Origin of the sequence: Actinomadura craniellae (assembly GCF_003289645.1) — a bacterium.
Lineage (GTDB): Bacteria > Actinomycetota > Actinomycetes > Streptosporangiales > Streptosporangiaceae > Actinomadura_D > Actinomadura_D craniellae.
In genome coordinates, this window is the sequence record NZ_QLYX01000020.1 from 100,225 (window position 1) to 113,531 (window position 13,307).

At 71.0% G+C, this 13,307-nt stretch carries 15 protein-coding genes; 9 read left to right on the forward strand and 6 right to left on the reverse strand.

Annotated elements, in window-relative coordinates; all coding sequences use genetic code 11:
• Window position 1 precedes the first annotated feature (1 nt).
• Both DPM19_RS31460 and DPM19_RS31465 read left to right on the forward strand, forming a co-directional pair.
• Entirely contained in the window at window positions 2-1,252 is a 1,251-nt protein-coding gene (locus tag DPM19_RS31460) for a glycosyltransferase (RefSeq protein WP_111871721.1), read from the forward strand.
• 122 nt (window positions 1,253-1,374) lie between these two features.
• Window positions 1,375-2,313: an acyl-CoA desaturase gene (locus DPM19_RS31465; RefSeq protein ID WP_111871722.1), complete on the forward strand. Its 939-nt coding sequence runs from the start codon at window positions 1,375-1,377 to the stop codon at window positions 2,311-2,313.
• A 10-nt stretch (window positions 2,314-2,323) separates the two neighbouring features.
• Here the strand turns inward: DPM19_RS31465 and DPM19_RS31470 are convergent, their stop codons facing one another.
• From DPM19_RS31470 to DPM19_RS31480, 3 genes are all read right to left on the reverse strand, one after another.
• The gene (locus DPM19_RS31470; protein ID WP_111871723.1) at window positions 2,324-2,902 is read right to left on the reverse strand and encodes a dihydrofolate reductase family protein; all 579 of its coding nucleotides are present in this window, start codon (window positions 2,900-2,902) and stop codon (window positions 2,324-2,326) included.
• A gap of 73 nt (window positions 2,903-2,975) precedes the next feature.
• Complete coding sequence (locus DPM19_RS31475; protein ID WP_111871724.1) at window positions 2,976-3,869, reverse strand: NUDIX domain-containing protein; 894 nt, start codon at window positions 3,867-3,869, stop codon at window positions 2,976-2,978.
• Window positions 3,862-5,955 carry an RNA degradosome polyphosphate kinase gene (locus DPM19_RS31480; protein WP_111871725.1) on the reverse strand — a complete coding sequence of 698 codons (2,094 nt, stop codon included), beginning with the start codon at window positions 5,953-5,955 and terminating at the stop codon, window positions 3,862-3,864. The genes DPM19_RS31475 and DPM19_RS31480 overlap by 8 nt, the downstream gene beginning before the upstream one ends.
• A gap of 165 nt (window positions 5,956-6,120) precedes the next feature.
• On the opposite strand from DPM19_RS31480, the gene DPM19_RS31485 reads away from it, so the two are divergent.
• Entirely contained in the window at window positions 6,121-6,741 is a 621-nt protein-coding gene (locus DPM19_RS31485) for a hypothetical protein (RefSeq protein ID WP_111871726.1), read from the forward strand.
• Here the strand turns inward: DPM19_RS31485 and DPM19_RS31490 are convergent.
• The 3 genes from DPM19_RS31490 to DPM19_RS31500 all read right to left on the reverse strand — a co-directional run bounded on the left by DPM19_RS31490 (window position 6,680) and on the right by DPM19_RS31500 (window position 9,350).
• The gene (locus DPM19_RS31490; RefSeq protein WP_158566957.1) at window positions 6,680-7,219 is read right to left on the reverse strand and encodes a class E sortase; all 540 of its coding nucleotides are present in this window, start codon (window positions 7,217-7,219) and stop codon (window positions 6,680-6,682) included. The genes DPM19_RS31485 and DPM19_RS31490 overlap by 62 nt on opposite strands.
• A 136-nt stretch (window positions 7,220-7,355) precedes the next feature.
• Window positions 7,356-8,240 carry a hypothetical protein gene (locus DPM19_RS31495; protein ID WP_146779071.1) on the reverse strand — a complete coding sequence of 295 codons (885 nt, stop codon included), beginning with the start codon at window positions 8,238-8,240 and terminating at the stop codon, window positions 7,356-7,358.
• 312 nt (window positions 8,241-8,552) lie between these two features.
• Complete coding sequence (locus DPM19_RS31500) at window positions 8,553-9,350, reverse strand: hypothetical protein (protein WP_146779072.1); 798 nt, start codon at window positions 9,348-9,350, stop codon at window positions 8,553-8,555.
• Window positions 9,351-10,524: 1,174 nt separating this feature from the next.
• Here DPM19_RS31500 and DPM19_RS31505 point away from each other — a divergent pair.
• From DPM19_RS31505 to DPM19_RS31530, 6 genes are all read left to right on the forward strand, one after another.
• Window positions 10,525-10,791 (forward strand): hypothetical protein, encoded by a 267-nt coding sequence (locus tag DPM19_RS31505; RefSeq protein WP_111871730.1) that lies wholly within the window; start codon window positions 10,525-10,527, stop codon window positions 10,789-10,791.
• 226 nt (window positions 10,792-11,017) lie between these two features.
• A complete protein-coding gene (locus tag DPM19_RS31510; protein ID WP_111871731.1) occupies window positions 11,018-11,296 on the forward strand; it encodes a hypothetical protein in 279 nt (92 codons plus the stop codon).
• Between the two features lie 140 nt (window positions 11,297-11,436).
• Window positions 11,437-11,724, forward strand: coding sequence for a hypothetical protein (locus DPM19_RS31515; protein WP_111871732.1), 288 nt, complete (start codon window positions 11,437-11,439; stop codon window positions 11,722-11,724).
• 140 nt (window positions 11,725-11,864) lie between these two features.
• Complete coding sequence (locus tag DPM19_RS35545; RefSeq protein WP_158566958.1) at window positions 11,865-12,152, forward strand: hypothetical protein; 288 nt, start codon at window positions 11,865-11,867, stop codon at window positions 12,150-12,152.
• A gap of 151 nt (window positions 12,153-12,303) precedes the next feature.
• Window positions 12,304-12,507, forward strand: coding sequence for a hypothetical protein (locus DPM19_RS35030; protein ID WP_146779073.1), 204 nt, complete (start codon window positions 12,304-12,306; stop codon window positions 12,505-12,507).
• Between the two features lie 106 nt (window positions 12,508-12,613).
• Window positions 12,614-13,246: a hypothetical protein gene (locus DPM19_RS31530; RefSeq protein WP_146779074.1), complete on the forward strand. Its 633-nt coding sequence runs from the start codon at window positions 12,614-12,616 to the stop codon at window positions 13,244-13,246.
• Window positions 13,247-13,307: the final 61 nt, after the last annotated feature.

The window sequence follows — 13,307 nt, forward strand, 5'->3', positions numbered from 1 at the left end:
CATGTCACGAAGAGTCGTGATCTACGCGGTGGGTTCGCGCGGCGACATCCAGCCGGGCGTCGCCCTGGGCCGGGAACTGACGAAGCGCGGCGACAAGGTGCGCGTCGTGGCCGTCTCGCGGTACGAGGACCTGGTCGCCTCCGCCGGCCTGGAACTCTCCGCGATCTCGGCCGACCCCACCCAGATCGCCGAGTCCGACGAGCTCCAGGAATGGCTGGCGGGCGGGCGCAACCCGGTGAAGTTCGTCCGCAACTTCAAGAAGATCCTCGGGCCGCTGGCCGAGCGGATGCTGGCGGAGACGTACGCCGCCTGCACCGACGCCGACCTGCTGATCACACCGACGATGGGCTTCCTGGGCGAGCACCTCGGCGCCCGGCTGGGCATCCCCTGGGCGCTGGTGCACTTCCAGCCCAGCCAGCCCACCCGGGCCTTCCCGCACCCGCTGATCCCCCAGGCGGGCCTGCTCGGCAAGCCCGGCAACCGGCTCAGCTACGAGCTGATGGAACTGATGGCCTGGCAGCTGCTGCGGCCGTTCATCAACCCCTGGCGGCGGTCGGCGCTGGACCTGCCGAAGCTCCCCCCGCGCGGACCGGCGCCGCGCGCCCGGCGGGACCGGCGGCCGGTGCTGTGCGCGTTCAGCCCCACCGTGGTCCCGCGGCCCGCCGACTGGCCGTCGTACGTGCACATGCACGGCTACTGGTTCCTGGACGCCGCCCCCGGCTGGACACCGCCCGCCGAGCTGGAGTCCTTCCTGGCGGCCGGGCCGCCCCCGGTGTACGTGGGCTTCGGCAGCATGGTCCCCAAGGACCCGGCGGCCACCGGCGAGATGATCGTCGCGGCGCTGCGCGCGGCGGGCGCCCGCGGCGTGGTCCACGGCGTCGATCCCGGGCTGGCCGGCGACGACCTCATGGTGGTGGACGACGTGCCGCACACCTGGCTGTTCCCGAAGATGGCCGCCGTCGTCCACCACGGCGGGGCGGGCACCACCGCGGCCGGGCTGCGCGCCGGCGTCCCCTCGCTGGTCTGCCACTTCTTCGGCGACCAGCCCTACTGGGGCGAGCGCGTCGCGGCCCTGGACGCCGGCCCGGCCCCGCTGCCGTTCAAGGAGCTGACCGCCGAGCGGCTGGCCGCCGGGATCCGCACCGCCACGGAGACCCCCGGGCTGCGCGCCGCCGCCCGGTCCCTCGGCAAGCGCATCCGGGCGGAGGACGGGATCGCCGCCGCCCGCACCGTCCTCGACGACCTCTGCTGACCCACCGGGATTGTCACGACCGTGACGAAAACCCGGGTGACAGCAGTGACTTCGGCCCGTAGTTCACCGGGAGCCCCCTCAGTACCGTTCCGCTGACTCCACTTCGCCAGAAGGAGAGCCAGATGGCGGAACAGGCTGTACTCGCCGACCCGAACGCCCCGTGGGGCGAGCGGATGGGAACCCCCGACCGGGTGATCGTCGGGATCTTCGTCGGCATCCCGTTCGTGGCGGTGATCGCCTCCATTGTCGTCCTGTGGGGCTGGGGCGTGACCTGGCGCGATCTGGTGATCGGCGCGGTCATGTATGTCGTCACCGGCCACGGGATCACCATCGGCTACCACCGGCTGTTCACCCACAAGTCGTTCAAGGCCAACCGCCCGCTGAAGATCGGGCTGGCGGTCGCCGGCACGATGGCCATCGAGGGCGACGTCATGACCTGGGCGGCCGACCACCGGCGCCACCACCAGTACTCCGACCAGCCCGGCGACCCGCACTCGCCGTGGCGCTTCGGCAGGTCCGTCCCCGCCCTGGTCAAGGGCATGGTGTGGGCGCACGTCGGGTGGACGTTCAACAACGAGAAGACCAACCAGCAGCGGTACGTCCCCGACCTGCTCGCCGACCGGGACCTGCAACGGGTCGCCGCCTGGCAGCCCGCGATCGTCCTGTTCTCCCTGCTGGCCCCCGCCGTGGTGGGCGGGCTGTGGGGCGCGGGCGCCTGGGACGGCGGCGCCGCCTGGTCGGCGTTCTTCTGGGCCGGGCTGGTGCGGATCGGCCTGCTCCACCACGTGACCTGGTCGATCAACTCGATCTGCCACCTCGCCGGCTCCCACCCGTTCCGATCCCGCGACCGGTCCGGCAACGTGTGGTGGCTCGCGCCGATCTCCGGCGGCGAGTCGTGGCACAACCTGCACCACGCCGACCCGACCTCGGCCCGGCACGGCGCGCTGCGCGGCCAGATCGACTCCAGCGCCCGGCTCATCTGGCTCTTCGAGCGGCTCGGCTGGGCCCACGACGTCCGCTGGCCGAACGAGCAACGCCTGGCCGCCCGCAAGGCGACCTAGCCCGGACCGGCTACCGCACGACGCGGAAGCACAGGTGCGTGACCTGGGGCGACCCGGCCAGGCCAGTCCGTTCCAGCTCGATGCGACCGGTGTCCAGGTGGTCGAACAGCCTGGTGCCCGCGCCGAGCAGTACCGGCACCAGTTGCAGCCGGATCTCGTCCACGAGTCCAGCCCGCACGAACTGCCGGGCGGTGTGCGCTCCGCCCATGACCAGGACGTCCTTCCCGCCCGCGGCCTCCCGGGCCCGCCGCAGCGCGTCCTCGACGCCCGTGACGAAGATGAACGTCCCGCTCTTCTCGACCCGGTCCTCCCGCGGCTCGTGGGTGAGCACGACGCACGGGAGGGGGTACGGGGTGTCCTGCCACAGCCCGACTCCCACGTCGAACATCCGCCTGCCCACCACGGTCGCCCCCGTGGTCGCCAGCAGGTCCCGCACCGCCTCGGCGTTCACCCCCTGATCCGCGTTGCCGTGGAACATCCATTCATGCAGCCGCTCGCCGCCCTCCCCCATGGGCCGTTCGACGCCGACGTCCGGCCCCGCGGAGAATCCGTCCAGGGACACCGACATGCTCAACAGAACTCTTCCCATGCGCCGACTTTAGGACTCGACCGGTGCACCCATCAGGTCCAATTCCAGGCCGGTCGAGTGGGCCGATTACGGGTCAGGGGCGAGCCGTGTGCCGCTCCAGGGCCGCCAGGGCGGGGTCCTCGGCGGCCAGGTGCGCGACCCAGAAGCCGCCCTTGCGCAGGGACGGGTCGTCGGGGCGCTTCTCGCCCAAGCGGTCGCACAACTCGGCCACCAGCTCGCCGACCAGCTCGCCGTGGGTGCACACCACGGTGGACACCCCGTCGTCCAGCAGGCCGGCCAGCCGGGACCGGGCGGTCGCGGCGTCGGTGTGGCCGACGGTGAACGCCAGGTCCGTGACCACCGACACGCGGGCGCGCTGCGCGTACGGCAGCAGGGTCTCCGTGCAGCGGGCGGTGGCGGAGGCGACCAGCCGGACGGGTCCGTACCCGGCGAGCAGGTCGGCCAGCGCCAGCGCCTCGGCCCGGCCGGGGGAGTCCAGCGGGCGCAGCGCGTCGTGCTCGCGCCACCGGCCCTTGTCCCCGGCGGACCCGTGCCGCAGGATCACGACCGGCCGGGTCAGGGCGGGGCCGGCGGCGAACTCGCGCAGCAGGTCGACGTCGCGCGGGTAGCTGAGCAGTTGCTCCGCCTCCGCTGGAGCGCTCCAGATGATCCGGTCGACCTCGTCGTTGGGGACGAAGCCGTTCCCGGCCGCGACGGTGGCGGCCCAGTAGTCGACCTGCTTGGGCCGCCCGTCCTTCATGTAGGAGCTGCGCGGCAGGCGGCGGCCGAGCAGCGGGGTGAGCCCGGTCTCCTCCGCCACCTCGCGGACGGCGGCGCGCAGCACGTGCTCGCCGTCCTTCAGCTTGCCCTTGGGGAACGTCCAGTCGTCGTACTTGGGCCGGTGGACCAGCGCCACCTCGGGCCCTGCGCTGCCGGGGCGCCACAGCACCGCCCCGGCGGCGTGAATCGGGGGTCGAGCCTCAGCCATCCACCGTCCTCCAGCGCCGGCTTTTCATCAGATGGACCTGGACGTCGAGCGGGGGCCGCTCCGCGTCGGTGAGCGCCGCGACGGAGCGGGTCCACACCCCGTCGCCGTCCAGCCGCCAGGTGGCGGTGCCGTCCTCCATCGCCAGGTCCAGCAGCCGGACCAGTTCGGCCCGCTGGGCCCGGTCGGCGACCCGGACCAGCGCCTCGACCCGGCGGTCGAGGTTGCGATGCATCAGGTCGGCGCTGCCCAGCCACACCTCGGGGTCGCCGCCCGCCTCGAACGCGAACACCCGCGAGTGCTCCAGGAAGCGGCCGAGGACGCTGCGCACCCGGATGTTGTCCGACAGGCCCGGGACGCCCGGCCGGAGCACGCAGATCCCCCGCACCCAGACGTCGACCGGCACCCCCGCCCGGGACGCGCGGTAGAGCGCGTCGATCGTGGCCTCGTCCACCAGCGAGTTGCACTTGAACCGGACCCGGGCGGGCAGCCCGGCCCGGTGGTTCTCGATCTCCTGCTCGACGCGCTCGATCAGACCGGCGCGCAGGCTGCGCGGCGCCACCAGCAGCCGGTTGTAGGTGTTCTGCCGGGAGTAGCCGGTCAGGTGGTTGAACAGCGCGCTGACGTCCTCGCCCACAGCGGCGTTCGCGGTGAGCAGCCCGAGGTCCTCGTACAGCCGGGCCGTCTTGGGGTGGTAGTTGCCGGTGCCGATGTGGCAGTAGCGGCGCAGCCCGCCGTCGGCCTCCTGCCGGACCACCAGCGACAGCTTGCAGTGCGTCTTCAGCCCGACGAACCCGTACACCACGTGGCAGCCGGCCCGTTCGAGCTTGCGCGCCCAGGCGATGTTGGCCCGCTCGTCGAACCGGGCCTTGAGCTCCACCACCACGACGACCTGCTTGCCCTGCTCGGCGGCGTCGATCAGGGCGTCCACGATGGGCGAGTCGCCGCTGGTGCGGTACAGCGTCTGCTTGATGGCCAGCACGTGCGGGTCGGCGGCGGCCTCCTCGATCATCCGCTGCACGGTGGTGGTGAACGAGTCGTAGGGGTGGTGGACGAGGACGTCGCGCTCGCGGACGGCGGCGAAGAAGTCCGCGTCGTGCGGCACCGACTGCTTGGACGGCACGAACGGCGGGTACTTGAGCTGCGGCTGGTCGAGGTCGGCGATGGCATCCAGCCCGGCCAGGTCCAGCGGCCCGGGCACCCGGTAGATCTGCGACTCGTCCAGGTCGAGCTCGGCCGTCAGCAGCTCCAGCACCTCGGGCGAGATCGACTCCTCCACCTCCAGCCGCACCACCGGGCCGAACCTGCGGCGCAACAGTTCCCGCTCCAGCGCCTGGAGCAGGCCCTCGCTGATGTCCTCGTCGATCTCCAGGTCCTGGTTGCGGGTGACCCGGAAGGCGTGGTGCTCGACCACCTCCATGCCCACGAAGAGTTCGTGCAGGTGGGCGGCGATCACGTCCTCCAGCGGGGTGAACCGGCTGGGTGACGCCTCGATGAACCGCGGTAGCACCGGGGGGACCTTGACCCGGGCGAACAGGGTCGCCTCGTTGTCGGGGTCGCGCACGATGACGGCCAGGTTGAGCGAGCGTCCGGAGATGTAGGGGAACGGGTGCGCCGAGTCGACCACCAGCGGGGTCAGCACGGGGTAGATGCGCTCGCTGAACAGCCGGCGCAGCCGCTCGCGCTCGGTCTCCGCCAGCGCGTCCCACCGCAGGACCTCGATGCCCTCCTCGGCCAGCGCGGGGCGCAGTTCCTCGTGGAAGCAGGCCGAGTGCCGCAGCATCAGCTCGTGCGCGACGGCGGCGATGCGCTCCAGGGTCTCGCGGGGTTGCCGGCCGCTGGCGGAGCGGACGGCCAGCCCGGTGGCCAGCCGGCGGGCCAGCCCGGCCACCCGCACCATGAAGAACTCGTCCAGGTTGTTGGCGAAGATCGACAGGAAGCGCACGCGCTCCAGCAGCGGCAGCGCGGGGTCTTCGGCGAGTTCCAGGACGCGCTGGTTGAACCGCAGCCAGCTCTCCTCGCGATCGAGGAAGCGATCACCGGGCAGCGCCTCGTCCGGGAGGGGGAAATGTCCTGGATTGACGCTCATACCCACAATGATCCCCGGCGGAGGTAAACAGATGCGCATCCGAAGTGAACAAACGGCGAACTACCTGGCGAAGCTCGCCCCGGTCAGACTCTTCGAGCCGCCCGGACGTTCCCAAGATCGTATGCTTTCCGGCATCTTTCCCGCCCTCGAACCGAGCAGGAGCCCATGGACCACCGGATCTGGCGGGCCGCCGCCCTCTCGCTCAAGGCCGCGCTGGTCCTCCTGCTGCTGTTCGCGCTGACCCACCAGGACTGGGAGCGGTTCGCCGACAAGGCGATGGACACCCGGGCGATCGCGTACCCGCTCGCCGCGCTGCTCGTCCCGGCCATCTGGGCGATCCGCCGCCGGGGCCGCTACCCCTGGGACATCGACGCGCTGCTCACCGCCCCGTTCGTCGTCGACGTGGCCGGCAACGCCGCGAACCTCTACGACACCGTCACCTGGTTCGACGACGCCTGCCACTTCGGCAACTGGGTGCTGCTGGGCGCCGCGGCCGGAGCCGCGCTGCTGCGCGGCCCCGCGCTGCCGCCCTGGGTGCTGGCGCTGTGCTGTGCCGGGATCGGGGCCATCACCGCCATCGGCTGGGAGATCGCCGAATACGGGGCGTTCATCCTCGACACCCCCGAGACGGTCGGCATCTACCGTGACACGCTCGGCGACGAGGCGCTGGGGACCCTTGGGGCCACCGCCGCCGGGCTGTTCACCGCGGTGCGCGCCCGCCGGGCTACGCCATCCGGGCGAACGCCACGTACCGCTTCGTCCGCGACCCCTTCGGGTGGCAGCTGAACAGGGTGGCGATCCGCTGGGTCGGCACCTTGCCCGGCCGGAACGGGACGGGCTCCGCGATCTTCTTGTTGCTCTCGGGGACGATGCGCAGGCTGAAGACACGGTAGACGTACTGGCGCCCGCGCGCCTTGACGATGATCCGGTCGCCCTTGCGCAGCAGGTGGATGTTCGCGAAGGGCGCGGGATGCATGGTGCGGTGGCCCGCCAGCACCATGTTGCCGATCGCGCCGGGCGGCGCGGTGCCGGGATAGTGCCCGATCCCGCGGGTCAGCGCCCGCTGGCTCACGCCCTTGACCACCCGGTGCCGGTACTTGCGGCCGAACCGCGGGATGTGGACGGTGACGGTCGTCGTCTTCTTCTTTTTCTTTTTGGGGGCGGCTGCCGGGACCGCGGCGGGCGCCGCCGCCGTGGGGGCGGCGGGCGGCACGCTCAGCGCCACGACCAGCAGGGCCGCCAGGGCGAGCCGTACCGATCTCATGCCTACCTCGCTGTTCCTCGCGTTCGAGGGGCGCGCGAGCGGGGGAGCGCCCGGGCGGACGCTCCCCCGCTCACCGTCCGGCCCGCGGGCCGGACGGTGATGCATCACGACGGGACCGGAAGTTCCCGGAACGCCGTCAGAGGATCCTGCCGAGGGCCCGGTCCAGGTCCCGCAGGGCCGAGGACTGGTCCGCACCGGTGCTGGAGTTGCCGCCGGTGGGGGCGTTCGGCCGGATGGTGGTGACCGTCAGGCCGTCCTGGTTCGGCTGGCTCCGCTGCGGGTTCGCGGGCCGCGCGCCGGCACCCCGCCCGTAGGTGACCTCCGCGGGCGTGACGCCCACGCTGTCGGTCAGGCTCTTGGCGTCCTTCGGCAGCGGCATGCTGTAGGACCGCGGCTGCGGCTCGTTCCGCGGCTGCGGCATGGGACGCCCCTGGGCCTGCTGCGGCAGGCTGGCCGGGTCGGCCATCCGGTGGGTCACCGGCAGCTTGCGGCCCTTGTGCCGCGGCTTGTGGAAGTGGCGGGGCTTGTGGAAGTGCCGCGGCTTGTGGAAGTGGCGGGGCTTCTCGACGCCCTTCTCGACGCCACCCTCCTCGAAGCCGCCCTCGCAGTGCTGCTCCTCGCAGGGCACGTCGTGGTGGCAGCCGTGGTGGCAGTCCGCGTGGTGGTGCTGCTTGCCGAACTTGATCGAGAAGTACTCGTCGCCGCGGGCGCCGGCCTTCCGCTGGCCCGCGGGGGCCTGGGCGGAACCGTCGGCCATGCGGTGCGCCCGCAGGTCGGCGTGGGCGTGCAGGCCGCGGTTCGGGTCCACCTGGCCGGTGTGCGGCAGCGACCACGGCTTGACCTGCTGGTTCGGCGTCGCGAAGGGAAGCGTGCCGTACCCGGAGCGGTCGCCGTCGCAGGCCGCCACGCGCCCGTCGCCGGGGCAGGCGGCGGGCGCGGCCGCCTGGGCCAGGCCAGCGCCGAAGGCGACGACGCCGGTGACGACGGCGGTACCCGTTGCCATCTTCATCCAGTTACGCATTTCTTCTCCTACTTTCTCGGTGATTCTCGGAATTGATGTGGTCCGACAACCGGGCATGGCGGGCCCGGCCATGGTGCAGGAAGGTTCGTGTGACCGCCGGGCGTATCGGACTTCGCCGGGCTCGGCGGAAAGGAAGGCGGTTCCGGTCGGATCCGCACACTGATCGGATTAACGTCGCGCCGCGGAACGTCCGGCGGCGGATTCGCGATGACCGCCCTGAATGGTCGCGACCTTCGGTGAATTCGGACCGGCAATGATCAGCCGCGGTGATTCACGGGGCAGGTCGCACCCGCCGGGGCGTACGGCGGGAATCTAGTCGGGGGTGACGGTGGGATCGGCCGGTGTCCGGAGGCCGTCCCGGTAGGAGTAACGCGTGGCCACCAGGCCGAGGGCCGGCGGTGGCGTGGGCGCCGGAACGCCCGACGCCGGGCCGTCCAGGAGCGGGCCCGGCCCGCCGTGCACGTAGGCGCCGTCGCCGTCGTCCTGGCCCGCCGGAACCTCCGGCGCGGAGATCGGGAGCACGGGAGCACGCCGCTCGGCGCGGTGATCGCCTGCCTCGGCGTCCTCCCGCTGCGCCGACCGGGACACCCCGGTCGTGGGCGCAGTGGCGGTGACCTGTGCGGACTCCGCCTCGGACGGCGCGGTCCGGGGTGCCGGAACCGGCCGGTCGTTTCGCTCCGCGGCCTGGCCGCCGACGGCGGCGGGCGGCGAGATGCCGGGCCGGGTCTGGCGGGGTGCCGGTGCGATCTCCTTGGCGGCCCCGGTCAGGACGGCCGAAGGCCGGCCCAGCACCGCACGGCCGGTGTCCGCGACCCGCTCGACCGGGTCGATCCGGCCTCCGCGCATGTCGGCGGCCGTCCGGTCGAGCACCGCGCCGGCCTGCTCCAGCGGCCGGTCGGCGATCGGGCCGAGGGTCCGCAGCGCGGTGCCGGCGACCTCCTCGACGGAACCGGACTCGTCCGCCCAGGCCGTGCCGGCCGCTCCCGCGAGCATCCAGCCGGCCAGGGCGAGCCCGCCGACCAGCGCCGTCTTGAGCATGGCCCGGCCCAGCCCACGCCGGAATCGACCCACCGGGCGAAGCGCCCCGTTGTGGATCGGATCCGGTCGCATGTCGTGCTCCTTACGGAATTCGGGCCTGCATTGATCGGTCGGCCACCGAATGGACTCTATGGCGGCGTCACGCTAGCACCCGGGTCGTCCACCGGCCGCGATTCTTCTTGCGGTTCGGCGTGTCCGGTGGGCCGGCGCACGAAAAAGAAGATGCACCATCCGAAAGATCGTCGTAGCCGCGATGGCGGCATGTTAATCGACCATTGTTCGAGCTTTACTCAAGCGCCGGTACGGAACACCCGCCGCCGGGCGTAACGGACCCGATCGAGCGTTCTCGCATTCCGCCGGCGACTCCGGGTCACACCCGGCAAGCGGCTTCGACGGTCCCGTTCGGATAGCAAGGACGCCTTATATATAAGGAGGACGCTCCACCCTCTGCGCCGGACGGCAGGCGCCGCGGCGGCGGCCCCCTTACCTTCCGCGAGGCACCCCCTCGGCACGCCGCGTGGCCGGACGGTCCCTGATCGGCCGTCGCGGTCGGATGGTGAAGAGGCGTCACCGAAGAACCGGTGGCCTCCGGTCCCTGGTAGAGCTGAGGTCGCCCGATGAAGCGCCCGCACCAGGCAACACCGACATCACGGACGGCAGCCGTGCGGGTGGTCGCCCGCGGGGGTGCCATCGCCAGGAGGGGTGGCGGACCGCAGCTGATCCCGGCGAGATGACCGGGCTCCGAGAGCGGCCCGCGAGACCGGCCTGCGAGCGGGCCCTCCCGGTGCGGATCGAATTCATCTCGCGCGCCGCCGGCCGGCCGCGCTCTCTCCACAAGACCCGCACGAGATAATTGTTGTCGTGGCCGAATCAAGTTCAGACTTGTACAGCAAATCACGACTTGCTAACGCCGTCGAACCGAACCGACCCTGCCGACCCAAACCACCCGCTCGGGCTCTTTGGAAAACGCCTCCAAACCCTTGAAAGAGGACACCTCCAACCATCCACATACTGGACATTACACCAGATCAACCGGCAAACCTCACAGAATATGAACTACCCAAAGGATGGGCACTATCGACGCTTTCCGTGGAGTGCGGGTAGGTGCTCGTAATGATATTCCCAAGCCTGGTATTTCAGTGGCTCCCAGCAGGTGTGAGAGGTCGATCACCGTGTTATTCCTAGTCGTGCGCTACATCGCCGTAGGGCACGAGAGAACTGTTCATCAATGAGCTAGGAGGCTCATATGCTGAAGCGACTGGCCGCTGCCGGCGCCGTCACCGCCGCCATGGGCGGCGTCCTGCTGACCGCGTCGCCCGCCTTCGCCGGTGGCTGCGGCGGCGACCACGGGCACCACACGCACCACGCGCACCACGACTTCGACTACTACAAGCAGGACCACGATCACACGCGGTTCGACAACAAGAACACCAACATCAACCGCCCGGTTGTGATCGTCAAGATCGAGCGCGAGGAGCAGCGGCGGGGCCTGCTCAGCGGCCTGCTCGGCTGAGCCATTCCATCAATCTCCTGGGGCAGGGGCGCCGCTCCTTGCTGTCCAGGTCGGGGCACGACTCGTGCTCGCGGACGTCCAGCCAGGGCGCCGACGAGCACGGTCGGCCCGCGGATCGACACCGGCCGCCTCCGAGTTCAAGGCAGGCGATGTCGTGCGTCCGCAGCGCAACAGAACTCGTTCGCGTGACCGCGAACGGTTTCCATCGATGAGCTAGGAGGCTCACATGATGAAGCGACTGGCCGCGACCGGCGCCATCGCCGCCGCCATGGGTGGCGTTCTGCTGACCGCGTCGCCCGCCCTCGCCGGCGGCGACTGCCACGGCTGCCACCACAAGCACCACAACTTCCACAACCACCACGAGAACGACTTCAAGTGGTACGACCACGAGCACAAGCACGAGCACATCAACAACCACAACACCAACGTCAACCGCCCGGTCGTGGTCTTTGACCACGAGCAGGAGAACGACGACAACGGCCGCTACGGCGGCCTGCTCGGCTAAGACGGCCGAGTCCGTTCCGGAGGGGTGGGCGGCCCACGGCTCCCGCCCCTCCGCCCCGGGCCCGGCCCGGATCTTCGAAGAACAACCACGGACCCGTTCGCGTGACCGCGCGGGTGTCCGCTGATGAGCTGGAGGCTCACATGATGAAGCGACTGGCCGCGACCGGTGCCGTCGCCGCCGCCATGGGCGGCGTTCTGCTGACCGCGTCGCCCGCCCTCGCCGGCGGCGACTGCCACGGTGGCCACAGCTGCCACCACGACTTCCGCAACCACCACAACCACCACGGTTTCGACTTCAAGTGGTACGACCACGAGCGGAACCACAAGCACATCAACAACAGCAACACCAACGTCAACCGCCCTGTCGTGGTCTTCGAGCACGAGCAGGAGAACGGTGGCGGCGACGGCCGGGGGCTGCTCGGCCTCTAAGACGGCCGAGTCCGTCCAAGGCAACACGCCGGAGGGGCGAACCCCGCCCCCGGCACCCCGGGCCTGTGGCCCGTGTTCCACACAGATGAACCCGTTCGCAACGATCGCGAAGGGTTTTCACCAATGAGCTGGAGGCTCACATGATGAAGCGCCTTGCTGCTGCCAGTGCCGTCGCCGCCGCCATGGGCGGCGTCCTGCTGACCGCGTCGCCCGCCCTCGCCGGCGGCGACTGCCACGGCGGCCACGGCTGCCACAGCAACCACCACAAGCACCACCAGCACCACGACTTCGACTTCGACTACTACAAGCACGACCACGACCACAACCACATCGACAACCACAACACCAACGTCAACCGTCCGGTTGTGGTCTTCGAGCACGACCAGGAGAACAACGGCGGCGACGGCCGGGGGCTGCTCGGCCTCTAAGACGGCCGAGTCCGTCCGAAGTGACGCGCGGAGAGGCAGGAAGTCCACGACTCCTGCCTCTCCCGCGTTCACACCCGATCCGCACGTCCGAACGTCACGAACCCGTTCGCGGAACCGCGCGGGTTCTCCATCGATGAGCTAGGAGACTCACATGCTGAAGCGACTGGCCGCCGCCGGCGCCGTCACCGCCGCCATGGGCGGCGTTCTGCTGACCGCCTCGCCCGCCCTCGCCGACGAGGTCGAGGGCAAGGCGGCCGCCCTGGCCGAGGTCGACGAGGACGCCCTCATCTACAAGCACCTCGACGGGGACGCCGCGGCCCAGCTCGCCAAGGCCGGCGACGACCTCGACTTCTGAGTCCGGCAAGCGATGATCTGACGGGGCGGGCGGCCATCCGGCCGCCCGCCCCGTTCGCTGCGCACGATCGTCCCCCCGCGTCCGGACGGCCCTAGTCTGGGGCCTCATGAGCCCGTTGACATTCGAGACCCGAGGCTGGCAGCAGGTCCAGGAGAACGCCTGGGTGAACCCCGACGACGACGCCTGCATCGTGGACCACTTCGACATACCGCCGAACCTCCCGGCCGCCCTGGAGGACCCCGACACCCTGGGCGAGCGCCTCGCGGCGCACACCGCGGCCTCCGGCGGAGGGCTCGTCGAACTCGAGGTGATCGGCCTCGACGGGCTCGCCGCGGTACGCCAGATCGTCAAGCTGCCGCTGCCGGACCGGCCGAGCGGGGTCGCCTACATCGCCTCGTTCATCGCGCCGCGGGCCGGGGCCAGCGTGGTGCTGCGGTTCCAGTGCATGGAGCACGGCACCACCGGCGTGCGCGACGCCTCGGTGTACCAGCGGTTCGTCTCCCAGCGGATGTCCGAGGGCCGGCGGATGGAGGAGATCATGTCCGAGTGGGCCCGGCACCCCTACGTCCCCGACCTGCGGGGCGGCCTGCCGCGCAACCTCTCCGACGACCCGTACTGGGACGAGCACTTCCCCGACCACCCGCTGTCGCGGGCCCGCCGGCTGCAACTCCAGGTCTACCGCTCGATCACGATCGACCCCGCCTTCAAACAACTCCCCCCGTTCCGCGGCCCCGCCTGAGCCGAGGGAGTGAGCGGAGTGGGCCGTGAGGGACGAGCGGCCCGCGTAGCGAACGAGCGAG